Genomic DNA, 26,029 nt, shown 5'->3' on the forward strand with positions numbered 1-26,029 from the left:
CTCCGCGTGATTTCTCCACAAAAGTAGCTCAGCCGAGTGCGGATGCCGCCCCCTGGAGAACCAATCCGGCCCCGATCAGCACGACGAGCACCGCGGATCCCAGTGGAGCGGTCCTGCGGACGAAGACCGTCAGGGGGTGCGCCATCCAGCGGGGCTGCCTGTCCAGCACCCGCGTCACTCCCGTACCCAGCCTCACGACGGCGAACCCGGCCGCGGTGAGAGTGAGCGCGAGCCCGGCGCCGTACGCGACGACGAGCAGCAGCCCGAACCATGCCTTCCCGAGCGCCGCCGCGCCGACGAGCACGACAACCGCGGAGGGGCTGGGCACGAGCCCGCCGGCGAATCCGAGCAGGATCGTGCCGCGGAGGGTGGGGGCGGTGGAGTGGGTGTGGGTGAAACCGCCGTGGGTGTGGGTGAGGAGGCCGCGGTTGCGGGGGTGACCGTGCGGGTGGGGGTGGTCGTGGTCGTGTCCGCGGCCGTGCTCGGGTCCGTGCTGGTGGGTGTGGCCGGCAGGGGCATGCGCATGGACGTGGCCGTGCGTGGGGGTGGGCGCCGGTGTCGCGGTGTGGGCATGGGCGGCGACCAGGACTGGTTGTCGCTCGTGGGTGTGGTCGGCGTCGTGGGCGTGCTCGTGCCCGCCGAGGGGGTCGTGCGGGTGGGTGTGGTCGTCGTGCGCGTGCGCGTGGGAATGGTCGTGGTCGTGGTCGTGGTCATGGTCGTGCGCGTGCCCGTGGGTGTGGAGGCGGCCGTGGCCGCGGAAGTGCCAGGCACGGCGTACGAGTGTCGCGCCCGCCGCGATGACGAGGGCGCCGCTCGCGATGCCCAGCCAGGTGATGACCGAGGGTGCCGCCGCCGAACCGGCCGTGACCAGGAGGCCGAGGGCGACCACGCCCAGGGTGTGCGTGACCGTCACCGAGGCGGCCAGGGGCAGGACGTCCTTCATACGGGCCCGGCCGCCGCGGGCCGCCGCCACCGCCGCCATCAGGGTCTTGCCATGGCCCGGCGCGAGCGCGTGCATCGCGCCGAGGAAGATCGCCAGAAGCAGGGCGAGGGCGGCGAAGCCGACGGTCAGGTCGTGGCGGGAGACCAGGTCGTCCAGGGCGCGCGTCCAGCGGTCGGCGCCGCGCGGCAGGACGGAGGACGCGGGGGCGTTCTGGTCCGCCTCGGCGAGGGCCGGTCCGCCGGGGCGCACCCGCAGGGATGCGGTCTTGGTGTCGGCCGGGGAGGACAACAACTCCTCCGGATACCGGGTCAGTTCGCGGGAGATCGACTCCTTCGGCACGTCCGAGGCGGTGAGCGTCATACGGTCGCCGCGTGCCGTGATCTCCCGCCAGCCGGGGCCGGACTCCGCGCCCGCGCCGCGGAACCCGAGGTCGAGCGTGCCGTCGCCGGCGTTCTCGGGCAGCGGCGCCGTCAGCCGGCACTCGACGCGGAGGGTGTCGAGCCCTGCCTGGCCGGGCCGCACACGCGCGTGGCTGCTGTTCAGCGCGAGTTCGACCGTACGGCCGTCCACGGTGACCTCGCTGCCCCGCACGGCGTCCGCGCACCGCTGCCGCGCCCATGCCGTCATGCCCGCCTTCTCGATGTCCGGCCTGGCCTGGGTCGCCGGGATCTCGGCGAGGTCCTCGACGTGATGGACGCGCAGTTCGCCGGGGGTGGCGACGAGGCCGTCGTAGCGGTTGACGGTGAAGTTGCCGAGGGGGTGCGCGCTCGCGGGAGGGGAGGAGAACAGCGCGAGCGCGCAGGCCGCCGTGAGGACGGCGCCGCAGGAGGCGAGCGGACGACGCAGGGTCACTTGGCCGCCTCCGGGTTCTTGAGGGCCGTACGGGCTTCCTTGGCGCCCAGCGGTGAGAAGCCGGGGTTCAGCTTCAGCGCGGCACCGAGGTGCTCGCGGGCGTTCTCGGCGTTGCCCGTGGCGCGTTCGATGACCCCGCGGTGGTACAGGAACGCGGCGCTGCGGTAGCCGGTGGCCGTGGCCCTGCGGGCGTAGGGCAGGGCTTCCTCGTCCTTGCCGTTGACGTGCAGTGCCCAGGCGAGGGCGTCCGCGGTGTGCACGGTGTGGCGGCGGTTCCACTCGGCGCGGGCGGCGCGCAGGGCGGACGCCTTGTCGCCGTGGTCGGCCGCCGCGAGGGCGGTGTCCAGGTCGGCGTTGACGCCGTTGGCGCGGGCTAGGGCCGTCCAGGCGTCGACGAGCGCGTACTGGTCGTCGGCCTCGGTCCGGTCACCGGCCGCCTCGTACAGCTCGCCGAGTTCGACGAGCGGACCCGGGAGCGGGTACCGGGACACGACGTCCTTCAGCCCCTTGATCGCGCCGGCCCTGTCTCCGCTCGCGGCCTGTGCGCGGGCGCGTCCTTCGAGCGCGGGGACGTAGTTCTCGTCGGCGGCGAGGGCGCGGGCGTAGTGGGTGAGAGCGGTGTCGTAGTCGCCCTGGTTCCAGGCGAGTTGGCCGAGCTGGGTGGCGACGAAAGCGATGTCGCCGGGGGCCACTGCGGAGGAGAGCGCCTGCTGCAGCACGCGCTCGGCCGTGGCGACGTCGCCGCGCAGTTCGCGCACGTACGCGTACCGCGTGAAGACCGGGACGCCCGGGCGGCGGTCGTCGGCGGTGTCGGCTGCCTTGGCGGCGTCGGGGTAGCGGCCGAGTTCGACGAGGGCGTCGATGCGGGTGCACAGGGCGCGTTCGCTGTAGGGGTTGATCTTCAGCGCCTGGTCGGCGTACTTCAGGGCGTCCTCGAAGTCGTGGCGGGCGGCGGCGAGGGCGGCCCGGCCGGCCAGGGCTTGGTCGTTGTCGGCGTTCAGCTCCAGTGAGCGCTTGAAGGCCTGCTCGGCCTGGGGGTAGCGGGAGGGGTCGCCCTTGGTGCGGGCCTGCTCGACGTAGGCGAGGCCCAGGGTGGCCCAGCTGCCGAAGTCCTTCGGCTGGTCGCGCAGGTGGGCCTGGAGGAGGAGATGCCCGCGTCGAGGTCGCCGGTGGCGAGGAGGCCGGGCGACACCGCAGCCGCCGCCGGGGTGAGGCTCTGGCTTGTGTCGTCGCGGGCGGCGCCGAGGGCGATGGAGCCGGCGGTGAGTGCTACGGCCAGCAGGGTGGCGCAGCCGGCGAGGTGGAGCGTGCGGCTGCGGCGTGCGGCTGCGGCGGCGCGGCGCAGGGCGGCTATGCGGGGCGCGCCCCCGCCAGTGGGCTCCGCCCCCTGGACCCCGGTCGGCCTGAAAGCCCTCGTCCTCAAACGCCGGACGGGCTGGAAGGCCTGCCGTGCCCGCCGTACGGCGGCCACGCGCTGCTCCTCGTTCTCCGGCGCGCTGTCGTTCGTACGCGGGGCCATGCCCTCTCCTCAACTGGCTTTCCTGCGACGGTGGTTGCTGCGTGCGGCGGCGCGGCCCGCGCCGTGGGGGATGAGTACTGCGCGGGCCGCGCCAGTTGGAGAGCCCGGTCGGGCAACGCCCGGCAAGGGGCGCGGGGAACTGCGCGGCCAGCCACACTGGGCCCGCAGACGACCGACTGCCGTTCCCGACGATGTCGCGGAGCGCCTAGTACGCCCGGTCCCGCATCCGGCGCCACCACATCAGGGCCCCGCCGATCAGCAGGATTCCCAGCGCTCCGGCGCCTGCCGAACCGGCGATCAGGGTCATGTCGTCCGTCCCGCCGGAGGCCCCGGTGGGCTGCAGCGCGTCGCCGAGCTGGCTGCGGACGTCCGTCTCGCCGTCCGTGCCCTTGGCGAGCGGGCCGCGGGAACCCTCGGTCGGGAGGGCGACGTAGGGGAAGGCCTTCTCGAAGTCCTTGTCGTTCTTGTCGACGGCGTCGCCCAGGTCGTTCTTGGCGCCGAGCAGTTCACCCTCGACGACCTGGAGCGAGGCGTCGATCACGTCGTCGGTGAGGCGCCGGCCGTTCGGGAAGCCGGCGTTGTCGCCGTCGAGGACACCGAGTCGCTTGGGTTCGGCGGTCGGCTTGATCGAGGTGTTCAGGCGCAGCATCTCCGAAGGCGTGACGTGCGGGGGCTGGTTGAGGCCCTTCACGCCCTTGAGGAAGACGTCGACGAGGTCGTTGCGCGGCTCGTCGGGCGCCGGGATCTTGTAGATCGCCTCGATGAGCTTCGGCAGCTCCGGGTTGGTGACGTTCTTCAGGAACTGGGCGTCCTCCCAGGGCGAGGACGCGTTGAACTTGTCCTTGTCCTTGATGGGGTTGACGACCTCGTTGACCAGCGGGCTGCCCAGGCGCGAGACCTGCTCGAAGTAGCCCTTGGCGTTCTTGCGCTGGGTCGTCGACCAGATGCCGACGATCGGCTGGTCAGCCGACTCGGCGATCATGTGCGTCGGGACCTGCAGGGCGATGGAGTTGACGTTGTAGCCCTTGAGCGTGTCGTTGCCGACCTCGGAGAGGTTGCCGCCGTACAGCAGGTCGAAGACGCGCAGGTCCAGGAAGAACGGGTCGTCGGCCTGTCCGGCGAACGAGGTGGCGTCGCCCGCGAGCTTGTGCACGGCCTGTTCGCGCAGCTTGGCGTAGTCCGGCATCGACGCCTTGCCGACGTTCGACGGCGCCACCGGTACGTCGTTGGCGACCTTCGTCTTCGACACCAGGTGCTGGTCCTTGAGCTTCAGCAGCTCGACGTCGTACGTCTGCGTGATGTTGAGGTCGGGGTCGTCCAGACTCTCGACCGGTCCCGTGTTGTACAGGAACGTCTTCTTGTTCTTGACGTGCGTCTTGAAGGTGAAGCGGTACAGCAGCTCGCCCTGCGCGTCACCGTTGTTGTCGATGTGGAGGTCGTACTGGGCGTCCTCGGCGAACGTGAAGAAGTTCGGTCCGCCGGCGGGCTCCTCGAACGGTATCCAGTTCGCGACGATCGTCGTCGTGTCCGGCCTGTCCGGGCTGACGAACGCGTACACGTCCGTGTTGTCGTACTGCGGAGTCCCCGAGATCAGCGGGGCCTCACGGTGGCTGGAGGCGGCGGCCGCCCCCGGTTCCAGCGCGGTCACACCGGCGGCTGCGAGCCCCCCGGCGGCCAGCGCACCGCATACGAGGGTCACGAGGCCCTTGCGTCCCGCACCGCTCCTGGAATTAGGTGTCATGCCGTCCGTCCTCAGTGCCAACTTGCCTGACGCACCGGGATTCGGAGCCGGGGACGGGCCGGATTGGTCGATCTCGAAAACAAATTTTTCGGCTGCTCGACCCGCTTTTTCGGTCCGTTGATCCGTAACCCCATCCGGAGGTGTGTTCGTTGCGAATACCTCGTGGGACAAGGCGGCCGAGATGCGGTCTGGCTGGAGGGGGAGACGAGTTGGAGGCGGACGAGCTGCTGGTGCTCGTGGCGGGCGGGGATCAGAAGGCGTTCGAGGAGCTGTACGGGCTGGTCTCCGGGCCGGTGTTCGGGCTCGTACGGCGGGTCGTGCGCGACCCCGCCCAGTCGGAGGAGGTGGCGCAGGAGGTGATGCTCGAACTGTGGCGGTCGGCCGCGAAGTTCGACCCCGGCCGGGGCAGTGCCCTGTCGTGGATCCTCACCCTCGCCCACCGCCGCGCCGTCGACCGGGTGCGCAGCGCCCGCGCGGCCGGCGAGCGCGAGCAGCGCGAGGCACTGCGCGCGAACCACCCTGCGTTCGACCATGTCGCCGAGGAGGTCGAGGCCGGCCTCGAACGCGAGTGGGTGCGGCGCTGCCTGGAGCGGCTCACGGCACTGCAACGTCAGTCCGTCACCCTCGCCTACTACGACGGCTACACCTACCGTGAAGTGGCCGAGCGGCTCTCCCTGCCGCTCGGCACGGTCAAGACCCGGATGCGCGACGGACTCACCCAGCTGCGCAAGTGCCTGGGAGGTGTCGCGTGAGCTTCGTCGACCGACTGCTCCGGCGCGAGGACCTGCACTCCCTCGCCGCCCCCTACGCGCTCGACGCCCTGGAACCGGGCGAGCGGTACCGCTTCGAGAAGCACCTGAGGAACTGCGCCCTGTGTGCAGCCGAGGTGCGCGCCCTGTCCGAGGACGCCGCGCGCCTCGCCTGGTCTGCGGCCGCGGCGCCGCCCGCCGCGATGCGCGACCGGGTGCTGGCCGCCGTACGGACGACCCCGCAGGAGTCCGCCGGGCGAGAGGCCGGACGGGAGCCGGCACGCGCGCGTGCCACCCAGCTGCCGCCGCATGTGTGGGGGAACCAGCCGCCGCCGCGCACCCGTGCGACCAGGACGCGCCCCTTGCTGGCGCCGTTCGCCACCCTCACGGCCGCCGCCGCCCTCGTCGTCGCGTCCCTCTTCGCCGTCCAGGCGACCAAGACACAGGATCAGCTGGACGCCCAGCGCGCGCGGGCAAGTGAGATCGCTAACGTTCTCGCCGCACCCGACGCCCGGGCGACCTCCGGTGAGGACGCTGAGGGGCGGACGATCGGAGTGGTCGCCTCCGCATCGGAGGGGCGCGCGATCGTCACTCTGAGCGGCTACGGCGATCTGCCGAGCGGCCGAGTGCACCAGCTCTGGCAGATGCGCCCCGATGTGCAACCGCGCTCCCTCGGGCTCTTCGACGGCGACACGCCCTTGCTGGCGTCCGGTCTCGACAAGTCGGCGACGTCACTGGCTGTGACCGTGGAGCCGGACGGAGGGTCTTCGCAGCCCACCAGCCAGCCCGTTGTCCAACTCGCCCTGAAATCGGTTGGATTCGGAGAGTAATCACGGACGAGTCGTCAACACCCTTACGGGGAAGGTGAATCCTGTGACCGCGATACACGAGTGCCCCACCGGGGAGATAGGGTTAACCTGCCCGGGCCGGGTGGACTCGTACGGGTGGGGAGTGACATGGATCAGATAACAGTGCGCAGCAGGGCCAGGGTCCCTGCGATCACCTGCGGGAGCAGCGCGACCAGTTCGCGCCTCGACCGCCACCTCTCGGTGCTGGCGGGTCCCGCCGTGCCGCAGACGGAGGCGGCCGAAGCGACCTCGCTGATGCGTGAGCTGACCAGTCGTGACACCCCGCACGCGCGTAGCGACCAGGGTGCGCGGGTCCGCCGCGTCTCGCTCTTCGCCCCGCTGCGTCGACTGCGTCGTTCGCTGTTCGGCGGCCGCTGACTCGCACCGGCGTTCCCCGAACGATTTCGCAAAGCCCGCGCTCGGCAACCACTCCGACCCGGCGCCGCGCTGTCGTCGCCGTCATCCCCACGGCACGCAGCGACGCTCGGAGCGCTACCCCGGCGCGGGCCCAACCCAGAACTCCACCCACCCCGCTCCTCGGCCCACGTCCGCCCCACGCAACACCTGGGGCACGTACGGACGTTGACGGGCCACCCTGCACGAGCCGACGACCGCGTCGGCGACCCACCGGGCCGCCGACGCGGTCGTCGCGTCATTCAGTCGGCGGACGTCACCCCTCCCCACGCGTATACCGGCGAACCGCGAGCGGTGCGAACACCGCTATGAGCACCGCACACCAGGCCAGCGACCCGGCGACCGGATGGGCGACCGGCCAGGCGGCTCCGTCCGGTACCGGCGCGTTGCCGAAGAGGTCCCGCAGGGCCGTGGAGACCGCGCTGATCGGATTCCACTCGGCGAGGGTGCGCAGCCAGCCCGGCAGGCCATCGGTCGGGATGTACGCGTTGGACAGCAGCGGCAGGATGAAGGTGGCCCCGCCCAGCTGACCGGCGGCCTCCTCGTTCCGGGTCAGCAGCCCCAGGAAGATCCCGACCCATGTCGTCGCGAACCGGAACAGCAGCAACAGCCCCACCGCGCCCGCCGCTTCGAGCGCGGACCCCTCGATCCGCCAGCCCACCGCGAGCCCGACCAGCAGGAACGGCACCGTCCCGGCGGCCGTCACCAGCAGATCCGCGGCCGCCTGGCCGAGCGGCACGGCGGCCCGGCTCACCGGCAGCGTCCGCAGGCGGTCCATTACGCCGCGGTGGGTGTCCTGGGCGGCCTGGAACATGCCGGTCATGAGCCCGTTGGCCGCGGTCGCCACCAGCAGGCCCGGTACCAGGAAGGACCGGTACTCGGCGCCGGGCATGGCCAGCGCGCTGCCGAGGACGTAGCCGAAGAACAGCAGCATGGTGATCGGCATGGTCTGGGTCAGGATCAGCAGACCCGGGTTGTTGCGGAGCCGCCGCAGCTGCCGGCCCAGCATCGCGCCGCCGTCGTACGCGAGGGTGCTCATGCCGCACGCTCCTCTTCCTGGGGGGCCTGGGGGGCCTGGGGGTCCTGGCTTTCCTGGGTGAGTTGCAGGAACACGTCGTCGAGCGTCGGCGGTTTGAGGCTCGCGTCCAGCAACGGCACGCCCGCCGCGTCGAGTTCGCGTACCAGACGGGGCAGCGTGAGTGTCCCGTCCCGGGTGACCGCGGCGACGGCCCGCCGCTCGCGGTCGAACGACGGCTCGGCGCCGGTGAGTTGGTCCAGTACGGCCGCCGCCTTCACCATGACGTCCGCGTCGGTGACTACGACCTCGACAAGTGCGCCGATGGCCGACTTGAACTGCGCCGGTGAGCCCGAGTGCGCGACCCGCCCCCGGTCCACCAGGGCGATCTCGTCGGCGAGTTGGTCGGCCTCCTCCAGGTACTGCGTGGTCAGCAGCACGGTCGTGCCCTCGGCGGTCAGCTCCCGCACGGCGTCCCAGATCCGGTTGCGGCTGGCGGGGTCGAGGCCGGTCGTGGGCTCGTCCAGGAACAGCACGTCGGGGCGGCGCACGAGGCTAGCCGCCAGATCGAGGCGGCGCCGCATCCCGCCCGAGTACGTGGACGCCGGCCGGTCGGCCGCCTCGGTCAGCCCGAAGCGGTCCAGGAGCTCGCCGGCCCGCTCGGCCGGCCCGCGCACCCGGTGCAGCCGGGCGAACAGGCGGAGGTTCTGGCGGCCGGTGAGCTCGCCGTCGACCGAGGCGTACTGGCCGGTGACGCCGATGCTGCGGCGGACGGCCGCCGGGTCCCGGAGCAGGTCGTGCCCGGCGACCCGGGCCGACCCGGCGTCCGGGCGCAGCAGCGTGGTGAGGAGCCGTACGGCCGTGGTCTTGCCCGCGCCGTTCGGGCCGAGGAGGCCGCAGACGGTGCCCTGCGCGACGGCCAGATCGAGTCCGCGCAGGGCGTGGACCTCGCCGAATCGCTTCTCCAGGCCTTCACTAAGTACAGCGTACGTAGAAGTCATGGGTCGACCATAGCGCACTACGTACGCTGTACGTAACTAGGATGGTGGTCGAGGTGATGATCGATGGCGGGCAAGGCGGCCGAACCCCAAGTGATCTGGGCGCGTCCCGAGCGGACCGGGCGTGGCCCCAGGCCCGCGTTCACACGGGCGGACATCGCGGCTGCGGCGGTGCGGATCGCCGACACCGGTGGGCTGGATGCCGTGTCCATGCGGCATGTCGCGGCCGAGCTGGGCTGCGGGACGATGTCGCTGTACAACTACGTCCCCCGTAAGGAGGACCTGTACGAGCTGATGATCGACGCGATCGGTGCCGAGCACGACATCCGGGAGCCCTCCGGCGACTGGCGTGCCGACATGATCCGCAACGCGCAGGAGACCCGCGCCATCATGCACCGCCACACCTGGGTGCCGCGGCTGATGTCAGGGGTGTACGGCTTCAGCCCCAACACCCTGCGCTACCTGGAGCACTGCCTGGCCTGTCTCGAACCGCTCGACGTTCCGTCCAACGTGAAGATGGAGCTGGTCGCGCTGCTCAACGGCGTGGTGACGACGTACACCGCGAACGAGATCGCCACCGCCGAGCGCACCCGTGCCATGCCCTGGTCCGAGGAGGAGGAGAACGCGGTCCGCATCGCCTACCTCGGCAGCCAGGTCGCCACCGGCAACTATCCGCGCCTCGCCGCGGCCTTCATGGCGGACAGCGGGCCGATCGACCTGGAGGCGGTGTTCAGGCGGGCGCTCGAACGGGTGCTGGACGCCTTCGACCCCGACCGGCGTTAGATCAGCGCGAGTTGCCCCTCGGGGCCTTCTTCGTGGCCGTCCAGCACCGAGGCCGGCCTGCGGGCCGACTCCGGGACCGGCAGGACGCCTGCCGTGCGGAGGTCGGTCGCGGTGATGGCCGACGTCAACTCCTGGTCGCGTGCCTGGAGTTCCGCCAGCAGCGCCAGGACCGTGATCAGTTCCAGCAGCTCCGACGTCCACCCCTGCGGCCAGGTCGCCGGGCGGATCGCCGCCAGCGTGCCGGGCTCGGGCTCCCTGACCCGGGCGGTGAACCACTGCTCCAGCACCCTCGCGCCGGCCATCTCGAAGTCCCAGGCCTCCGGCGGCACGGGGGAGATGCGGCCCTCGTCGAGGTGGAGCGTCTCCTCGTTACGGTCGTAGTGGAGGGCCGGGGGGCGGGCGGGGAGCGGGGCGCGGACGTAGGGGCGACGGCCGCCGGGGAGCTTCGGGCGGTCCCCGTCGCGGCGCATCAGCCACAGCATGCGGTGGCCCGACTCGACACCACGCGCCCAGAGTCCGGGGTCCTGCGGGAGCGGAACGGTGAGGTCGGGGCGGGCGGCGGCCAGGATCCAGGCCAGCACGTCCACCGGCGCGGGGGAGTGGCCCAGCCGGGAGGCGAGATACCGCAGCAGGCCGGGGGCCAGGTTGGGTTCCGCGCCTCCGGGGCGGCGGTACAGCGGGCGGACGCGGCCCGGGCGCAGCAGCGGCAGCAGAGAGGTCGCCAGCAGCGAGGAGTCGGGGATCTCCAGGACGAAGACCTGCCGCTCGTCCGCCACCCGCCACAGCTCGGGGCGGGCCGCGTCGATCAGACGGTGGTCGGGGATCAGCCACTGCTCGTCGAACGGGGCGTGCAGCACCCGCACCGGCTCCGGGCAGGGGCCCGAGGCGCGGATCAGCTTCTCCGTGCCGGTGGTCTGGCCGGGCAGCTGTCCGACCGCCGAGTGCAGGGTGCGGGAGCGCGTCGGCTCCAGCAGGGCGTCCCGGTCCGGACCCTCGGCCTTCACGAAGGCGTCCCAGCGGGCCTTCAGGGACGCCGCGTCGGGGCCCGTCGGCCACGCCCGGCCGAGCCGCGGCGGTGCGACGGACCACGGCATGAGGTCCGCCAGCAGCGGAGCGTCGTCGTGCGTCACGCTGGGCATCGTACGACCTGGCTACGACACATGGGTCAGGTGGCGTCCAGGGTCACCGTGAAGGAGAAGCGGTCGCCGCGGTAGTGGATGACCGCGGCGTCGAGGACACGCCCCTCCGCGTCGTACGTCACCCCCGTGTAGTGCAGGATCGGGCTGAGCAGCGGGACTTGCAGCAGCCGTGCCGTCTCCGGGTCGGCCAGCCGTGCCTCCACCGTGTCCGTGATGCGGCTGATGTCCGCCCCGACGACGTCCCGCAGCACCTTGGTCATCGGCCAGCGGACGAGGTCGTCCAGGTCGATGCGCGCGGCCAGTTCGGGGCGGACGTAGTTGCGGGCGTGGTTGGTCGGCTCGCCCGACTTCTCCTCACTGCGCAGACGGTGGTACGTCGCCACCTCGTCGAGACCCGGGAAGAATTCCGCGACTTCGGCGGGTACGGGTGCCGTGCCGTGGTCCAGCAGCTCCGTGACCATGCCGGACTGCTGGGCCACGATCGCGTCCACCGAGCCGAGCAGTCGCACGGGGGCCCCCGGGAGGGCGTCCGGCTCGATGAAGGTGCCGCGTCTGCGGTGGCGGGTGATCAGGCCCTCGTCCTCCAGTTCCTTCAGTGCCTGCCGCATGGTCAGCACGCTCACGCCGTAGTGCTCCGCCAACTGCTCCTCGGTGGGCAGGCGCAGCGCGTCCTGCGGCCGGCGGCCCAGTATCGAGGCGCGCAGTGACTGCGACACCTGGTACCAGAGCGGCAGTTTGCGGTTCAGGACGATGGAGTCCGGGGCGAAGGAGGTCACGGGGCCATCCGTACCGGTCGGGGATCTTTACTGCAAGGGGCGGAAGTGCCGTTCCATGCCGTGCCAGACGTCGTCGTAGCGCTTCTGCAGGTGCTCGGCGCGGGCCGCGTGCGGAGTCAGGGTGAGTGGCCAGCGCGTCTCGAACATGAAGGCCAGACCGTCGTCGATCTTCTGCGGCTTCAGCTCGGCCGCGCTCGCCCGGTCGAACGTCTCCCGGTCCGGGCCGTGCGCCGACATCATGTTGTGCAGCGACCCGCCACCGGGCACGAAGCCCTCCGCCTTCGCGTCGTAGGCGCCCTCGATGAGGCCCATGTACTCGCTCATCACGTTCCGGTGGAAGTACGGCGGCCGGAAGGTGTCCTCGCCCACCAGCCAGCGCGGCGCGAACACGACGAAGTCGACGCCCGCGAGGCCCGGTGTGTCCGAAGGGGACGTCAGCACCGTGAAGATCGACGGGTCGGGGTGGTCGTAGGAGATGGTGCCGATCACATTGAAACGGCGCAGGTCATAGATGTACGGCACATGGTTGCCGTGCCAGGCGACCACGTCGAGCGGGGAGTGGTCGTACGTGGCCGTCCAGAGGTTGCCGCAGAACTTGTTCACCACCTCCACCGGGCCCTCGACGTCCTCGTACGCGGCCACCGGTGCCTTGAAGTCCCGTGCGTTCGCGAGGCCGTTGGCGCCGATCGGACCGAGGTCGGGGAGGTGGAAGGGCGCCCCGTAGTTCTCGCACACATAGCCGCGGGCGGAGGCATCCAGCAGTTCTACACGGAAGCGCACCCCACGCGGAACCAGCGCCACATGTCCCGGCTCCACATGGAGCAGCCCGAACTCCGTGCGCAGCAGCAGCCCGCCCTGCTCCGGCACGATCAGCAGCTCGCCGTCGGCGTCGCTGAAGACGCGGTCCATCGAGGAGGTGGCGTGATACAGGTGCACGGCCATGCCGGTGCGCTGGGTGGCATCACCGTTGCCGCCCAGCGTCCACAGGCCGGCCAGGAAGTCGGTTCCGGGGGCGGGCTCGGGCAGCGGGTTCCAGCGCAGCCGGTTCGGGTCCGGCTCGGACTGGGTGAAGGGCGCCGTACGGATCGCGCCGTTGTCGGTGCGTGTGAACGCCGGGTGGGCGGCCGACGGGCGGATGCGGTACAGCCACGAGCGGCGGTTGTGGGCCCTCGGCTCGGTGAACGCCGAACCGCTCACCTGCTCCGCGTACAGCCCCAGCGGGGCGCGCTGGGGTGAGTTCCGGCCCTCGGGAAGGGCGCCGGGCACCGCCTCCGAGCTGTGCTCGTTGCCGAAACCGGAGAGGTAGGTCAGCCCCTCCGCGGTCTTCCGCGTGTCCCCGCTCATGATCGCTCCCTCGAGATCTGATTCCTATGCTTCACCGTAGGATTGCGATTTCGTCGGCGCAAGTGATCCGCCGGACCTCCTCTGCGGGGACGACGGGAAACGGACGGGAACCCGACTCCAGACGGACGGGAACCCGACTCCAGGGGGATCCGGCTGTCGGACCGGTGTTCTAGTCTCCCGGGCATGTCGTGGACGCGGACCCTGCTCGCCGCGCTCGCGGTCTGTGTCCTGCTGGTGACCGGATCCGCGGGCTGCGGCTCCGATGACGCGCGGCAACAGGGTGCGGACGGAGTCTCTCCCTCGCCGGTGGGCAAGGTCCTCGACGACACCGACGAGCAGGGGCGGCACTATCGCGAGGTGGACAAGGGCGACGCCCCCGAGGTCGGCATCGAGGTACAGCCGGATCCGGACGTCGGCGACCGAGGCTGGGACGTACGGCTGACGGTCCGCAACTTCCGCTTCTCGCCCGCCGGTACGCCGGAGCGGGTGGTCGCCGGGCGGGGGCTCGCGTACCTCTATGTCGACGACCGCCTCGTCGCCCGGCTGCGCAGCCCCGGCCACCGTCTCCCGGCGGAGCTCGTCCCGCGCGGCACCCACCAGGTCACCGTCCGGCTGTATGCGGACGACGGCACGGTGTGGGCCGTGGGCGACGAACCCGTCGAGAGCGCGGCCGACATCACGGCATCGGAGGCGGAGACGACCGTGACACCGGCACCGGCGTCGACAGCCTCCGCCGCGGCACTGAGCGCGCCGGGTACCCGCTTCCGTACAGGGGGTCGAGGTTCACCGGACCGAGGCGGAAAGGCATCATGAAGACCGTGCCCCACCCAGACACGCTTCGCAGGGCGCCTGTGCAGCGGCGCAGCGCCGAACGGCTCACCAGGATCCTGGACGCCTGCGCCGACCTCCTCGACGAGGTCGGCTACGACGACCTGAGCACTCGGGCCGTCGCCCAGCGCGCCGGCGTGCCCATCGGCTCGGTCTACCGGTTCTTCGGCAACAAGCGCCAGATGGCCGACGCCCTGGCCCAGCGCAACCTGGAGCGCTACGCCGCCCGCGTCACCGACCGGCTCAAGGAGGCCGGTGACGGGGGCTGGCGTGCGGCGATGGACGCCGTGCTCGACGAGTACATCGCCATGAAGCGCACCGCGCCCGGCTTCTCCCTCGTCGACTTCGGCAACCAGATCCCCGTCGGCACCCGCGGCGAGCCCAACCACCGCGTCGCCGACGCCCTCACCGACCTGCTCTCCGGCTACCTCGGCCGCGAACCCGACGAGGACCTCCGGCGCACCTTCCTCATCGCCGTCGAAACCGCCGACACCCTGGTCCACCTCGCGTTCCGGGTGGCCCCGGAGGGCGACGAACGGATCATCGTGGAGGCGCGCGAGATGCTGCGGGCGTATCTGGCCCGGGTGCTGGACTGACGGCCGCGCCCAGGTGCCGCACCGGCAGCCCTGTCGGGTGCCGGACCGACGCTCCGACGGGCTGACGCGGCTACCGGACCGAGGCGCCCCGCCGTCCGGAGGGCCGACGGCTCGCGAATTTCCGACCTCACACCCCGCGAGGACTCCCCTCCGTGCATACCGGTCGGTATGCTCGGCCTCACCCGCGCGCCACCGCCGTCGCCAACCCGGGAGGACCCGTGTCCCGCACCGCACTGCGCATCTGCCCCCTGTGCGAGGCCACCTGCGGCCTGACGCTCACCATCGAGGGGACCGCGGTCACCGGTGCCCGCGGTGACCGTGACGATGTGTTCAGCCAGGGGTTCATCTGCCCCAAGGGCGCCTCCTTCGGGGCCGTCGACGGTGACCCCGACCGGCTGCGCACCCCGCTCGTGCGCACGGACGGCGAGCTGCGCGAGGCCACCTGGGAGGAGGCCTTCGACGCGGTCGCCGCCGGTGTCCGGGCGGTCGTCGAGCGGTACGGGCCGAACTCGGTGGGCGTCGTGCTCGGCAACCCCAACGTGCACACCGTGGCCGGTGCGCTCTATCCGCCGGTCCTGCTCGCCGGCCTGCGCACCCGCAGCATCTTCACCGCCTCCACGGTCGACCAGATGCCCAAGCACGTCTCCAGCGGCCTGCTCTTCGGCGACGCCCTCGCGATCCCCGTACCGGACCTGGACCACACCGACCACCTGCTGCTCATCGGCGCGAACCCCCTCGAGTCCAACGGCAGCCTGTGCACCGCCCCCGACTTCCCGGGCAAGCTGAAGGCGCTCAAGGCCCGCGGCGGCACCCTCACCGTCATCGACCCGCGCCGCACCCGCACCGCCAAGCTCGCCGACCGGCACATCGCGATCCGGCCCGGCACGGACGCGTTGCTCCTCGCGGCGATGGCGTCCGTCCTGTTCGAGGAAGGGCTCGTGGCTCCCGGTGAGCTGGCGCCGCACCTCCAGGGGCTCGACGAACTCCCCGACGCCGTACGGGGCTTCAGTCCCGAAGCCGTGGCGGACGCCTGTGATGTGGACGCCGGCACGATCCGCGCCCTCGCCCGCGAGCTGGCCGCCGCACCCACCGCCGCCGTCTACGGCCGTATCGGCAGCTGCACCGTCCCGCACGGCACCCTGGCCAGCTGGCTGGTCGACGTTCTCAACATCCTCACCGGCAACCTCGACCGCCCCGGCGGCGCCCTCTTCCCGCAGGCGGCCACCGACAGGACGCCCCGCCCCGCAGGACCCGGACACGGCTTCGCGCTCGGGCGCTGGCAGTCGCGGGTGAGCGGGCACCCCGAGGCCAAGGGGGAGTTGCCCCTGTCCGCGCTCGCCGAGGAGATCGACACGGCCACCGAGGAGGGCGAGCCGATCAGGGCCCTCATCGCGGTCGCCGCCAACCCGGTCCTGTCGGCCCCCGACGGTGACCGTCTCGACAAGGCCCTCGACGCGCTCGACTTCATGGTCAGCGTCGACCCGTACCTCAACGAGACCTCGCGCCACGCCCACGTCGTGCTCCCGCCGCCCCCGCCCTCGCAGAGCCCGCACCACGACTTCGCCTTCAACACCCTCGCCGTCCGCAACCAGGTCCGCTACACCCGCCCCGCCGTCCCGCTGGAGCCGGGCCGGATGGCCGAGGCCGAGATCCTGGCCCGGCTGATCCTGGCCGCGACCGGCATGCACGGCGCCGACCCGGCCGCGGTCGACACGCTGGTCATCGACCAGACCCTCGGCAAGGCGGTCAAGGAAGTGCACTCCCCGGTCCACGGCCGCGATCCGAAGGAACTCGCCGCGCAACTCACCGGCGTGAACGGCCCCGAGCGGCGCCTCGACATGATGCTGCGCCTCGGCCCGTACGGCGACGGCTTCGGCGCACGACCGGACGGGCTCTCCCTGGAGAAACTGCTCGCGCATCCGCACGGCATCGACCTCGGGCCGCTGAAGTCCCGGCTGCCGCAGCCGCTGAAGACCGTCAGCGGCAAGGTGGAGCTGCTGCCGCGGCCCATCGCCGACGACCTGCCCCGCCTGCGGGCGGCCCTGCGCGAACGCACCGACGGGCTCGTCCTGGTCGGCCGCCGCCATCTGCGCTCCAACAACAGCTGGATGCACAACGTGCCCGCCCTCACCGGCGGCACCAACCGCTGCACCCTGCACATCCACCCCGAGGACGCCGAGCGCCTGGGGCTGCGCGACGGTGCGCCCGTGCGTGTGAAGGGCGCCGGCGGGGAGGTGGTCACCGAGGCCGAGGTCACCGACGCGGTCCGCCCCGGTGTCGTCAGCCTGCCGCACGGCTGGGGCCACAACCGCCCCGGCACCCGGCTGAACCATGCGCTGAAGGACCCCGGCGTCAACGTCAACCAGCTCCTCGACGGCAGCCTGCTCGACCCGCTCTCGGGCAACGCGGTCCTAAACGGCATACCCGTAAAACTCGCCACGGGATCAGCGCTGTGAGCAGTGCAAAGCTGTGACCAGCAGTTTTGCGCTTATTGCTCGCATGTCAACGTCTTGTTAACGCCGCTTGACGGGACCTAACGTCAACGCACCGCCGGCCCTGGTGGGTCGTTCAAGGGCGAACGTTAGGTATCCACTCATGCTGACCATCCTTGGCTTCGCCATGATCGCGACCTTCCTGGTCCTGATCATGATGAAGAAGATGTCGCCGATCGCGGCGCTCGTGCTGATCCCGGCACTGTTCTGCGTCTTCGTCGGGAAGGGCGCCAAGCTCGGTGACTACGTCCTCGACGGCGTCACCGACCTCGCCCCCACCGCGGCGATGCTCATGTTCGCGATCGTCTACTTCGGTGTGATGATCGATGTCGGCCTTTTCGACCCGATCGTTCGGGGAATCCTGAAGTTCTGCAAGGCCGACCCGATGCGGATCGTGGTCGGCACGGCGATCCTCGCCGCGATCGTCTCGCTCGACGGCGACGGCTCGACCACCTTCATGATCACCGTCTCGGCGATGTACCCGCTGTACAAGCGCCTGAAGATGAGCCTGGTCGTGATGACCGGTGTCGCCGCGATGGCCAACGGCGTGATGAACACGCTGCCCTGGGGCGGCCCGACCGCCCGTGCAGCCACCGCGCTCAAGCTCGACGCCAGCGACATCTTCGTCCCGATGATCCCGGCCCTCGCCGTCGGTCTCGTGGCCGTCTTCGTCCTCTCGTACTTCCTCGGCCTGCGCGAGCGCAAGCGCCTGGGTGTGCTCACGCTCGACCAGGTCCTGGTCGAGGAGAAGGCCGAGGAGAAGGAGACCGAGACGGTTCTCGTCGGCGCCGGTTCCGGTTCCGGTGCTTCCGGCGCGGGCAAGGCCACCGGCGGCGGCGGCTCCGGCACGGACGCCGAGAGCGACGACGAGGACGGCGACGCGGAGCGCTTCCAGGTCCTCGACCCGAACCGGCCCACGCTGCGTCCCAAGCTGTACTGGTTCAACGCGCTGCTCACGGGCGTCCTGCTGACCGCCATGATCATGGAGTGGCTGCCGATCCCGGTGCTGTTCCTGCTCGGCGCCGCGCTCGTCCTGACGGTCAACTTCCCGCACATCCCGGACCAGAAGGCGCGCCTCGCCGCCCACGCCGACAACGTCCTCAACGTCTCCGGCATGGTCTTCGCCGCCGCCGTCTTCACCGGCGTCCTCCAGGGCACCGGCATGGTCGACCACATGGCCAAGTGGATGGTGGACGTCATCCCCGAGGGCATGGGCCCGCACATGGCCCTGGTCACCGGCGTCCTGAGCCTCCCGCTCACCTACTTCATGTCGAACGACGGCTTCTACTTCGGCGTCCTGCCGGTCCTCGCCGAGGCCGGCGCGGCGCACGGCGTCACCCCGCTGGAGATGGCCCGCGCCTCCCTGGTCGGCCAGCCCCTGCACATGTCGAGCCCGCTCGTCCCGGCCGTGTACGTCCTGGTCGGCATGGCCAAGGTGGAGTTCGGCGACCACACCAAGTTCGTGGTGAAGTGGGCGGCGCTCACCTGCCTCGTCATCCTCGCGGCGGGAGTCCTCTTCGGAATCATCTGACCCCGCGAGCAAGCATCTCCAAGTCTGGGAGGAACACGATCATGGCGCCCGGTGGGAAGCGCGGCTGGCTGCTCCGCCTCGTCATCGCCTTCAGCTTCGCGCAGGGGGCGGTGTCGATGGCCCGGCCCGCCGTCTCCTACCGGGCCCTCGCGCTGGGCGCCGACGAGCGGGCGATCGGCGTGATCGCGGGGGTGTACGCCCTGCTCCCGCTGTTCGTCGCCGTCCCGCTGGGCCGCCGCACCGACCACGGCCGTTGTGCGCCGCTGCTGCCCGTCGGCGTCGTCCTGATATCCGGCGGCTGCGCCATGAGCGGCCTCGCGGACTCCCTGTGGGCGATGGCGGTCTGGAGCGGGGTCATGGGCCTCGGCCATCTCTGCTTCGTCATCGGCGCCCAGTCGCTCGTGGCCCGCCAGTCCGCCCCGCACGAACAGGACCGCAACTTCGGCCACTTCACGATCGGCGCCTCGCTCGGCCAGCTGGTCGGCCCGATCGCCGCGGGTGCGCTGATCGGCGGCGGGGACATGGCCGGGACCAGCGCACTCGCCCTGCTGGTGGCGGGCGCGGGCGGCGCGGTCGCGCTGACCTCGCTGTGGCGCATAGAGAGCCGTACGACGGCAGAGTCCGGCAAGGACCGGGGCGAGCGCGTCCCCGTCCGGCGCATCCTGCGCGCCCGGGGTGTGCCCGCCGGCATCTTCATCAGCCTCGCCGTGCTGTCCGCGACCGACATCCTCACCGCCTACCTCCCGGTGGTCGGCGAGCACCGGGGCATCGCCCCGTCCGTGATCGGCCTCCTGCTCAGCCTGCGCGCCGCGGCCACCATCGCCTGCCGCCTGGTTCTGACGCCCCTGCTGCGGCTCCTCGGCCGGACCTTGCTGCTGACCGTGACCTGTCTGCTGGCGGCCCTGCTGTGCGCCGGGATCGCGCTGCCGGTGCCGGTGTGGGCGCTGGCTCTGATCCTGGCGGTCCTCGGCTTCTGCCTCGGCGTGGGGCAGCCGCTGTCCATGACGACGGTCGTCAGGGCGGCCCCCGACGGTGCCCGCTCCACCGCCCTCGCGCTGCGGCTGACCGGCAACCGCCTCGGGCAGGTCGCCGCGCCCGCGTCGGCGGGCCTGATCGCGGGTCTCGCGGGCGTGGCGGCGCCGTTCGTGATGCTGGGGGCGCTGTTGCTGCTGTCGGCGGGGGTCGCGCTGCGGGCGCCGGCGAGGCCGGCGGGGGAGTCGGAGGGCGGCGGTGAGCGGGGCGGAGCCAGACCGGCATTGCGGCGAAAGAGTGGTATCTGACGGGTCGTAGGGCGATGCTCCCCCGATTCGTCGCGCGCATGTGAAAGAGAGTCAGGCAAAGCGCGATTTGTACGAAAATCGTCTGACTCGGAGGACTCGCATGCCCACCACGCCTCTTCCACGCCGCGCCGGACTGCGTATCGCCGCCGTCACGGCGCTCACTGCCGCGCTCACGCCGCTGTCCGGGGTGCCGACGGCGGGCGCACAGGAGAATGCCACCATCAAGATCCACACGGCGCCGTGGGACGGGGTCGCGCGCACGCCGTACGGAGACGCGATCGACGAGCCGCGGGTCTGCCGGTTCTACCTCGACGCCGTCAACTTCGAAGAGGTGACGACCGCCACCTACCGCATCGCGGCTGAACCCCCGGCCGGCGGAGCTGCCGGGCTCACCGGGACCATCAACCTCGCGAACGGCGCCGGCCACTCCGTGGACCTGACGCTGCCCGACGGGCAGTACCGGCTCTACTGGACGTACCCGGGCGCCACGGCCCCCGAGCGGGAGAAGCCCTTCACGGTCGACTGCCGGTCCTCGATGTCGACGCCCTCGCCCGGCCCGCAGGGCGGTCCGCCCGCAGGGGGCGGCGGGATCGCTCGCGACGAGGCGTTCACCACAGTCGCCGGCGCCGGTGTCGTCGGCCTGGCCGCGGTGGGCGGGGTGATGTGGTTCCGGCTCCGTCGTCGTACGCATGGCGCGTAGGAGGCGACGCAGGCCCTGGTACCGGAGGCGCGCCTATCGTCTGACGAGGACGGCCGTACTGGCCGCCGCGCTGGTGGTGGTCGGCGTCCGGTGCGACCACGAGCGGCCCGGAGGGGATACGGCCGCTCCGGGCTCCCCCGAGGCCTCCGAGGTCCGATCCGCCGGCACCGGAACCGGTGCCGGCGGGACGGGCGCCGACTCCCGCCCCGGCTCCACGGACGCGGGCGCCACCGCGCGTGAGGCGACGCCGTGGCAGCCCACTCGCTCCGAAACGGAGGCCCCGCCCGAAAGCGCGGCCAACAGTCCCTCCCTGCCACCTCCGAGCCCCGCCGACAAGGAGAAGGCGGCCAAGCGCCCGGCCGCGCCCCGCCCGCTGCCCCGCTCCCGTGCGACCCGCCTCGTCATCCCCTACATCGGCGTCGACGCCACCCTCATCGACCTGCGCCTCGACAGCGAGCGGCGACTGCCCGCACCCCCCGAGAACGAGCCCGAGGTGGCCGGCTGGTACGCCGACGGGGCGTCACCCGGGGAGCAGGGCACGGCCATCGCGGTGGGCCACCTCGACACGAACACCGGCCCCGCCGTCTTCGGCGGTCTCGGCCAACTGAAGCGCGGCAAACGCGTCGAGGTCCGGCGAGCCGACGGGCGGACCGCCGTCTACAAGGTGGACGCCATCAAGTCGTACGAGAAGGACAAGTTCCCCAACCGGGAGGTGTACGGCGTCCGGAGCCGCCCGGAGCTGCGGCTGATCACCTGCGGCGGCAACTACGACCGCCGGACCGGCTATTCGGGCAACGTCGTCGTCTTCGCCCATCTCCTCGCGACCGGTGAGCCGCGCGCGACGGCCGGCAAGCGCTGAATTCGGGCGTCCGCTTTCTCGTTTCCCGGACCGCGACGCCCGATTCCGCCCAGTCCCTTCCCTCAGCCGCACACATTCCGTTAACTTCCGTGACTCATACGTCTCGTACGACCGCACGAGGCGTTCGACCGCGGAGCAAATGAGCCCCCGGGGGCAGCCGTCATGACACGCGCCATATCCCTGCACCACGTGAGCAAGTCGTACACGCGAGGCGTCCGGGTCGTGGACCGGCTCTCGTTGGACATCGAGCCCGGCGAATTCCTCGTCCTCCTCGGGCCCTCCGGCTGCGGCAAGTCCACCGTGCTGAGGATGATCGCCGGGCTGGAGGAGATCGACGAGGGCGAGCTGCTGCTGGACGGCGAGTGGTCCAACGACCTGCTGCCCGCCGACCGGCACATGGCGATGGTCTTCCAGAACTTCGCCCTCTACCCGAGCATGACCAGCCGCGACAACATCGGCTTCCCGCTGCGCATCGAGTCGCCCGGCGAGGATCCCCGCGCACGAGTGGACGCCACCGCGCGCATGCTGGGCATCGAGGACCTCCTCGACCGCTTCCCCGCCCAGCTCTCCGGCGGCGAACGCCAGCGCGTCGCCATGGGCAGGGCCATCGCCCGCCACCCCACCGCCTTCCTGATGGACGAGCCGCTGTCCAACCTCGACGCCAAACTGCGCAACCACCTGCGCGCCGAAATCTCCTCCCTCACCCGGAAGCTGGGCGTCACCACGGTGTACGTCACCCACGACCAGGCCGAGGCGATGTCGCTCGGCGACCGGGTGGCCGTCCTGCGCGGCGGCGTCCTCCAGCAGGTCGGCACCCCGCGTTCGGTGTACGCCCTGCCCCGTAACGTCTTCGTCGCCGCCTTCATCGGCACCCCGCGCATCAACCTTCTGCGCGGCCTGGTGCGCGCCCCGCTGGACGGCGCGATGACCATCAGCCTCGGCAAGCAGTACCTCCGGCTGCCCGAGCCCTTGTCCCTGGACCACCAGTTGCTCCGCGTCCAGCAGGGCCGTGAGGTGATCGTGGGGCTGCGTTCGGAGGCGGTGCGGATCGCCTCGCCCGCCACCGCCCGCCCCGGCGAGGTGCACATCACCGGCCTCGTCGAGCACGTGGAGTTCCAGGGGCACGAGGTCCTCGTCCACTTCAACACCGGCTCCCAGCCGGCCGTCGTACCGGACCTGGAGGCACCACGCCCCGTCCCGCCGGTCCGGCGCCGCCGCCGTGACGCCGGCACGGTGCTGGAGCGGCTCCGCGGCAAGGCGGGCGCGTTGCGTGCCGGGCCGGTGGTGACGCTGGAGCATCCGGCCGACGCCGCTGCCGGTCTGGCGCCGCCCGAGGGCCGCCTGCCCGGCGACCTCATCGTGCGCACCACGCCCGACATCGACCTGCGGCACGGCATGCAGGTGCCGCTCCTCGTCGACATCGCCCACCTGTTCGTCTTCGACCAGCACGGCGACCGCATCTGCCCGGCCCCGGCGCGACTGCCGGATTTGGATGAATGAGACACCTCGGGCATAGGTGGCTATGGGTGCATGAATGTGCAACTCACCCGAACCGGGACCGCCTTGACGGTGTCCGGTCTGCTGCTGGCCGTCGGTGCGCCCACCGCGTACGCCACCCTCGACGACGGAACCGCCCCGGCGCCGTCGCGGGGGGAGCCGTACGTCGAGACACAGCTCTTCTTCGGCACCGCGCGCCCCGACGGCGGTCCGGCCGTCACCGACCGGCAGTTCATGGCGTTCGTCGACAGGGAGGTCACGCCGGACTTCCCGGACGGCCTGACCGTGCAGAGCGGGCGCGGGCGGTGGCGGGACGCGAGCGGGGCGATCGAGAAGGAGCGGTCGCACGAGCTGATCCTGCTGTACCCGGTGGAGCGGGCGACCGCGAACGACGGGAAGATCGAGGAGATCCGCCGGGCCTACGCGAAGCAGTACGGCCAGGAGGCCGTGGCTAGGGTGGACGACAGGGCCAGGGCGGACTTCTGAAGCCAGGGGATGCCCGGCGCGAAGTCAGGGGATGCCTGGCGCCCGAAAACTATCGCCGCTAGTTTATGAGTCGTACGACGACACGGCCCAGCCCGGGAGGACGCACCATGAAGGCGCACGACGGCATGTACATCGACGGCGAGTGGCGCCCCGCCACCGGCCCGGACACCATCGACGTCGTGAACCCGGCCGACGAGCAGGTCATCGGCCGGGTCGCGGCCGGTACGGCCGCCGACGTCGACAGCGCCGTGCGGGCGGCCCGTGCGGCCCTCCCGACCTGGGCCGCGACCCCTCCCGCGGAACGGGCCGCCCGGCTGACCGCCCTCCGGGACGCCCTGGAGGCCCGCAAGGACGAGATCGCCGAGACGGTCACCGCGGAGCTCGGCTCGCCGCTGAAGCTCTCGCAGAACGTCCACGCGGGCCTGCCGATCGCGGTCGCGGGCGTGTACGCCGAGCTCGCGGCGACGTACGCCTTCGAGGAGAAGGCCGGCAACTCCACCGTCCACCACGAGCCCATCGGCGTGGTCGGCGCGATCACGCCCTGGAACTACCCGCTCCACCAGATCGTCGCCAAGGTCGCCCCGGCGCTGGCCGCCGGCTGCACGGTCGTGCTGAAGCCCGCCGAGGACACCCCGCTGGTCGCCCAGCTCTTCGCCGAGGCGGTGCACGAGGCCGGCGTCCCCGCGGGCGTCTTCAACCTGGTCACCGGCCTCGGCCCGGTCGCGGGCCAAGCGCTCGCCGAGCATCCGGGTGTCGACCTGGTCTCCTTCACCGGCTCCACGGCCGTCGGCCGGCAGATCGCCTCGGTCGCCGGCGCGGCGATCAAGAAGGTCGCCCTGGAGCTCGGCGGCAAGTCGGCCAATGTCATCCTGCCGAGCGCCGACCTGGCCAAGGCGGTCAACGTCGGCGTCGCCAACGTCATGTCCAACTCCGGGCAGACGTGCAGCGCCTGGACGCGGATGCTGGTGCACCGGGACCAGTACGACGAGGCCGTCGAGCTGGCCACGGCCGCCGCCGCGAAGTACGGCGAGCGGATCGGCCCGGTGGTGAACGCCAAGCAGCAGGAGCGGGTGCGCGGCTACATCGAGAAGGGCGTGGCGGAGGGCGCGCGGCTGGTGGCCGGCGGCCCCGAATCCCCGCGCGAACAGGGCTACTTCGTCTCCCCGACCGTCTTCGCCGACGTCACCCCGCAGATGACGATCGCCCAGGAGGAGATCTTCGGCCCGGTCCTGTCGGTCCTTCGCTACGAGGACGAGGAGGACGCCCTGCGCATCGCCAACGGCACGGTCTACGGCCTCGCCGGCGCGGTCTGGGCGGGGGACGAGGCGGAGGCGGTGGCCTTCGCCCGCCGTATGGACACCGGGCAGGTCGACATCAACGGCGGCCGCTTCAACCCGCTCGCCCCCTTCGGCGGCTACAAGCAGTCCGGCGTCGGCCGCGAGCTCGGCTCGTACGGTCTCGCCGAGTACCTCCAGACCAAGTCCCTGCAGTTCTGAGGAGCGTTCACGTGGTACGCGCAGCCGTCCTGCCCGAAGTGGGCGCCCCGCTGGAGATCACGGACATCGAGCTTCCCGACCCCGGCCCCGGCCAGGTCCGCGTCCGTCTCGCCGCCGCCGGGGTGTGCCACTCCGACCTGTCCCTGTCCAACGGCACCATGCGGGTGCCGGTCCCCGCCGTCCTCGGCCACGAGGGCGCCGGCACGGTCGTCGCCGTCGGCGAGGGCGTCACCCATGTCGCGCCCGGCACCGAGGTCGTCCTCAACTGGGCCCCGTCCTGCGGAAGTTGCCACGCCTGCTCGCTCGGCGAGGTCTGGCTGTGCGCCAACGCCCTCAACGGCGCCGCCGACGTGTACGCCCGCACTGCCGACGGCACCGACCTGCACCCCGGTCTGAACGTCGCCGCGTTCGCCGAGGAGACGGTCGTGTCATCGGGCTGCGTCCTGCCGCTCCCGGCCGGCATCCCCCTCGCCGACGCCGCCCTCCTCGGCTGCGCGGTCCTCACCGGCTACGGCGCCGTCCACCACTCGGCCAGGGTCCAGCCCGGCGAGACGGTCGCGGTGTACGGCGTCGGGGGAGTGGGCCTCGCGGCACTGCAGGCGGCCCGTATCGCGGGTGCCGGGCGCATCGTCGCGGTCGACGTCTCCCCGGCGAAGGAGGAACTGGCGCGCGCGGCCGGAGCCACCGACTATGTGGTCGCCTCCGAGAACACCGCCCGTGAGATCCGCGGGCTGACGGACAAGCAGGGCGTGGACGTGGCCGTCGAGTGCGTGGGACGCGCGGCCACGATCCGCACGGCCTGGGACTCCACCCGCCGCGGCGGCCGGACCACGGTCGTCGGCATCGGCGGCAAGGACCAGCAGGTCACCTTCAACGCCCTGGAGATCTTCCACTGGGGCCGGACCCTCGCCGGCTGCGTCTACGGCAACTCCGACCCGGCGCGGGACGTGCCGGTCCTGGCCGAGCACGTGCGCGCGGGCCGCCTGGACCTGGGCGTGCTCGTGACGGAACGGATCGGCCTGGAGGGCATCCCGGCGGCCTTCGAGAACATGCTCGCGGGGAAGGGCGGCAGGGCGCTGGTGGTGTTCTAGCCCTGCTTTCCGCGCACCCCGGCCTCCGAGCGAGGCCGGGGCTCCCGGCATG

22 protein-coding genes and 1 pseudogene are annotated in these 26,029 nt (G+C 71.8%); 15 read left to right on the forward strand and 8 right to left on the reverse strand.

Annotated features, from left to right (window positions below):
* Positions 1-28: 28 nt before the first annotated feature.
* The 3 genes and pseudogenes from OHO27_RS33885 to OHO27_RS33895 all read right to left on the reverse strand — a co-directional run bounded on the left by OHO27_RS33885 (position 29) and on the right by OHO27_RS33895 (position 5,055).
* Positions 29-1,795: a nickel transporter gene (locus OHO27_RS33885; RefSeq protein ID WP_328428763.1), complete on the reverse strand. Its 1,767-nt coding sequence runs from the start codon at positions 1,793-1,795 to the stop codon at positions 29-31.
* Positions 1,792-3,314: pseudogene (locus OHO27_RS33890) on the reverse strand (tetratricopeptide repeat protein). Before OHO27_RS33890 ends, OHO27_RS33885 begins: the two are co-directional and overlap by 4 nt.
* A 205-nt stretch (positions 3,315-3,519) precedes the next feature.
* Positions 3,520-5,055 carry a DUF4331 domain-containing protein gene (locus OHO27_RS33895; RefSeq protein ID WP_328428764.1) on the reverse strand — a complete coding sequence of 512 codons (1,536 nt, stop codon included), beginning with the start codon at positions 5,053-5,055 and terminating at the stop codon, positions 3,520-3,522.
* Between the two features lie 209 nt (positions 5,056-5,264).
* Between OHO27_RS33895 and OHO27_RS33900 the strand changes: the two genes are divergently transcribed.
* The 3 genes from OHO27_RS33900 (at position 5,265) to OHO27_RS33910 (ending at position 7,030) form a co-directional block, all read left to right on the forward strand.
* A complete protein-coding gene (locus OHO27_RS33900) occupies positions 5,265-5,807 on the forward strand; it encodes a sigma-70 family RNA polymerase sigma factor (RefSeq protein ID WP_328428765.1) in 543 nt (180 codons plus the stop codon).
* Positions 5,804-6,634 (forward strand): anti-sigma factor, encoded by an 831-nt coding sequence (locus tag OHO27_RS33905; RefSeq protein ID WP_328428766.1) that lies wholly within the window; start codon positions 5,804-5,806, stop codon positions 6,632-6,634. Before OHO27_RS33900 ends, OHO27_RS33905 begins: the two co-directional genes overlap by 4 nt.
* A gap of 126 nt (positions 6,635-6,760) precedes the next feature.
* Positions 6,761-7,030, forward strand: a complete 270-nt coding sequence (locus OHO27_RS33910; protein ID WP_328428767.1) for a hypothetical protein — start codon at positions 6,761-6,763, stop codon at positions 7,028-7,030.
* A gap of 292 nt (positions 7,031-7,322) precedes the next feature.
* Here OHO27_RS33910 and OHO27_RS33915 read toward each other — a convergent pair whose 3' ends face one another.
* Positions 7,323-8,105, reverse strand: coding sequence for an ABC transporter permease (locus OHO27_RS33915; protein ID WP_328428768.1), 783 nt, complete (start codon positions 8,103-8,105; stop codon positions 7,323-7,325).
* The gene (locus OHO27_RS33920; protein ID WP_328428769.1) at positions 8,102-9,082 is read right to left on the reverse strand and encodes an ATP-binding cassette domain-containing protein; all 981 of its coding nucleotides are present in this window, start codon (positions 9,080-9,082) and stop codon (positions 8,102-8,104) included. Before OHO27_RS33920 ends, OHO27_RS33915 begins: the two co-directional genes overlap by 4 nt.
* Positions 9,083-9,145: 63 nt before the next feature.
* On the opposite strand from OHO27_RS33920, the gene OHO27_RS33925 reads away from it, so the two are divergent.
* Positions 9,146-9,862 (forward strand): TetR/AcrR family transcriptional regulator, encoded by a 717-nt coding sequence (locus OHO27_RS33925; RefSeq protein ID WP_328428770.1) that lies wholly within the window; start codon positions 9,146-9,148, stop codon positions 9,860-9,862.
* Here OHO27_RS33925 and OHO27_RS33930 read toward each other — a convergent pair.
* Genes OHO27_RS33930 through hmgA form a run of 3 tightly spaced genes read right to left on the reverse strand, consistent with a single transcriptional unit; the run spans position 9,859 to position 13,121 of the window.
* Positions 9,859-11,001 carry a type ISP restriction/modification enzyme gene (locus OHO27_RS33930; protein WP_328428771.1) on the reverse strand — a complete coding sequence of 381 codons (1,143 nt, stop codon included), beginning with the start codon at positions 10,999-11,001 and terminating at the stop codon, positions 9,859-9,861. The two genes, OHO27_RS33925 and OHO27_RS33930, sit on opposite strands and share 4 nt — an antisense overlap.
* Before the next feature lie 26 nt (positions 11,002-11,027).
* Positions 11,028-11,777 carry a GntR family transcriptional regulator gene (locus OHO27_RS33935; protein ID WP_328428772.1) on the reverse strand — a complete coding sequence of 250 codons (750 nt, stop codon included), beginning with the start codon at positions 11,775-11,777 and terminating at the stop codon, positions 11,028-11,030.
* Positions 11,778-11,804: 27 nt separating this feature from the next.
* A complete protein-coding gene (gene hmgA / locus OHO27_RS33940) occupies positions 11,805-13,121 on the reverse strand; it encodes a homogentisate 1,2-dioxygenase (protein ID WP_328428773.1) in 1,317 nt (438 codons plus the stop codon).
* A gap of 183 nt (positions 13,122-13,304) precedes the next feature.
* On the opposite strand from hmgA, the gene OHO27_RS33945 reads away from it, so the two are divergent.
* The 11 genes from OHO27_RS33945 (at position 13,305) to OHO27_RS33995 (ending at position 25,977) form a co-directional block, all read left to right on the forward strand.
* Entirely contained in the window at positions 13,305-13,934 is a 630-nt protein-coding gene (locus OHO27_RS33945; RefSeq protein ID WP_328428774.1) for a hypothetical protein, read from the forward strand.
* Positions 13,931-14,545 carry a TetR/AcrR family transcriptional regulator gene (locus OHO27_RS33950; RefSeq protein ID WP_328428775.1) on the forward strand — a complete coding sequence of 205 codons (615 nt, stop codon included), beginning with the start codon at positions 13,931-13,933 and terminating at the stop codon, positions 14,543-14,545. Before OHO27_RS33945 ends, OHO27_RS33950 begins: the two co-directional genes overlap by 4 nt.
* 218 nt (positions 14,546-14,763) lie before the next feature.
* Positions 14,764-17,001 carry a molybdopterin oxidoreductase family protein gene (locus OHO27_RS33955; RefSeq protein WP_328428776.1) on the forward strand — a complete coding sequence of 746 codons (2,238 nt, stop codon included), beginning with the start codon at positions 14,764-14,766 and terminating at the stop codon, positions 16,999-17,001.
* A gap of 139 nt (positions 17,002-17,140) precedes the next feature.
* Complete coding sequence (locus OHO27_RS33960; RefSeq protein ID WP_328428777.1) at positions 17,141-18,568, forward strand: CitMHS family transporter; 1,428 nt, start codon at positions 17,141-17,143, stop codon at positions 18,566-18,568.
* Positions 18,569-18,609: 41 nt separating this feature from the next.
* Positions 18,610-19,848: an MFS transporter gene (locus OHO27_RS33965; protein ID WP_328428778.1), complete on the forward strand. Its 1,239-nt coding sequence runs from the start codon at positions 18,610-18,612 to the stop codon at positions 19,846-19,848.
* Positions 19,849-19,948: 100 nt separating this feature from the next.
* Positions 19,949-20,548, forward strand: coding sequence for a hypothetical protein (locus OHO27_RS33970; protein WP_328428779.1), 600 nt, complete (start codon positions 19,949-19,951; stop codon positions 20,546-20,548).
* Positions 20,538-21,407 (forward strand): class F sortase, encoded by an 870-nt coding sequence (locus OHO27_RS33975; protein WP_328428780.1) that lies wholly within the window; start codon positions 20,538-20,540, stop codon positions 21,405-21,407. Before OHO27_RS33970 ends, OHO27_RS33975 begins: the two co-directional genes overlap by 11 nt.
* Before the next feature lie 162 nt (positions 21,408-21,569).
* Positions 21,570-22,907 (forward strand): ABC transporter ATP-binding protein, encoded by a 1,338-nt coding sequence (locus OHO27_RS33980; protein WP_328428781.1) that lies wholly within the window; start codon positions 21,570-21,572, stop codon positions 22,905-22,907.
* 30 nt (positions 22,908-22,937) lie between these two features.
* Complete coding sequence (locus tag OHO27_RS33985) at positions 22,938-23,390, forward strand: DUF3574 domain-containing protein (protein WP_328428782.1); 453 nt, start codon at positions 22,938-22,940, stop codon at positions 23,388-23,390.
* Positions 23,391-23,497: 107 nt separating this feature from the next.
* Positions 23,498-24,886, forward strand: a complete 1,389-nt coding sequence (locus OHO27_RS33990) for an aldehyde dehydrogenase family protein (protein WP_328428783.1) — start codon at positions 23,498-23,500, stop codon at positions 24,884-24,886.
* An 11-nt stretch (positions 24,887-24,897) separates the two neighbouring features.
* Positions 24,898-25,977 carry a Zn-dependent alcohol dehydrogenase gene (locus tag OHO27_RS33995; protein ID WP_328428784.1) on the forward strand — a complete coding sequence of 360 codons (1,080 nt, stop codon included), beginning with the start codon at positions 24,898-24,900 and terminating at the stop codon, positions 25,975-25,977.
* Positions 25,978-26,029: the final 52 nt, after the last annotated feature.

This window comes from Streptomyces sp. NBC_00443 (assembly GCF_036014175.1).
Taxonomy (GTDB): domain Bacteria; phylum Actinomycetota; class Actinomycetes; order Streptomycetales; family Streptomycetaceae; genus Streptomyces.

Excerpts from the sequence above, each read along its gene's own strand:
- OHO27_RS33895 (WP_328428764.1), bottom strand. The coding sequence starts at position 5,055 with ATGACACCTAATTCCAGGAGCGGTGCGGGACGCAAGGGCCTCGTGACC.
- OHO27_RS33910 (WP_328428767.1), top strand. The coding sequence starts at position 6,761 with ATGGATCAGATAACAGTGCGCAGCAGGGCCAGGGTCCCTGCGATCACC.
- OHO27_RS33915 (WP_328428768.1), bottom strand. The coding sequence starts at position 8,105 with ATGAGCACCCTCGCGTACGACGGCGGCGCGATGCTGGGCCGGCAGCTG.
- OHO27_RS33920 (WP_328428769.1), bottom strand. The coding sequence starts at position 9,082 with ATGACTTCTACGTACGCTGTACTTAGTGAAGGCCTGGAGAAGCGATTC.
- OHO27_RS33925 (WP_328428770.1), top strand. The coding sequence starts at position 9,146 with ATGGCGGGCAAGGCGGCCGAACCCCAAGTGATCTGGGCGCGTCCCGAG.
- OHO27_RS33930 (WP_328428771.1), bottom strand. The coding sequence starts at position 11,001 with ATGCCCAGCGTGACGCACGACGACGCTCCGCTGCTGGCGGACCTCATG.
- hmgA (WP_328428773.1), bottom strand. The coding sequence starts at position 13,121 with ATGAGCGGGGACACGCGGAAGACCGCGGAGGGGCTGACCTACCTCTCC.
- OHO27_RS33945 (WP_328428774.1), top strand. The coding sequence starts at position 13,305 with ATGTCGTGGACGCGGACCCTGCTCGCCGCGCTCGCGGTCTGTGTCCTG.
- OHO27_RS33950 (WP_328428775.1), top strand. The coding sequence starts at position 13,931 with ATGAAGACCGTGCCCCACCCAGACACGCTTCGCAGGGCGCCTGTGCAG.
- OHO27_RS33960 (WP_328428777.1), top strand. The coding sequence starts at position 17,141 with ATGCTGACCATCCTTGGCTTCGCCATGATCGCGACCTTCCTGGTCCTG.
- OHO27_RS33965 (WP_328428778.1), top strand. The coding sequence starts at position 18,610 with ATGGCGCCCGGTGGGAAGCGCGGCTGGCTGCTCCGCCTCGTCATCGCC.
- OHO27_RS33970 (WP_328428779.1), top strand. The coding sequence starts at position 19,949 with ATGCCCACCACGCCTCTTCCACGCCGCGCCGGACTGCGTATCGCCGCC.
- OHO27_RS33975 (WP_328428780.1), top strand. The coding sequence starts at position 20,538 with ATGGCGCGTAGGAGGCGACGCAGGCCCTGGTACCGGAGGCGCGCCTAT.
- OHO27_RS33980 (WP_328428781.1), top strand. The coding sequence starts at position 21,570 with ATGACACGCGCCATATCCCTGCACCACGTGAGCAAGTCGTACACGCGA.
- OHO27_RS33985 (WP_328428782.1), top strand. The coding sequence starts at position 22,938 with ATGAATGTGCAACTCACCCGAACCGGGACCGCCTTGACGGTGTCCGGT.
- OHO27_RS33990 (WP_328428783.1), top strand. The coding sequence starts at position 23,498 with ATGAAGGCGCACGACGGCATGTACATCGACGGCGAGTGGCGCCCCGCC.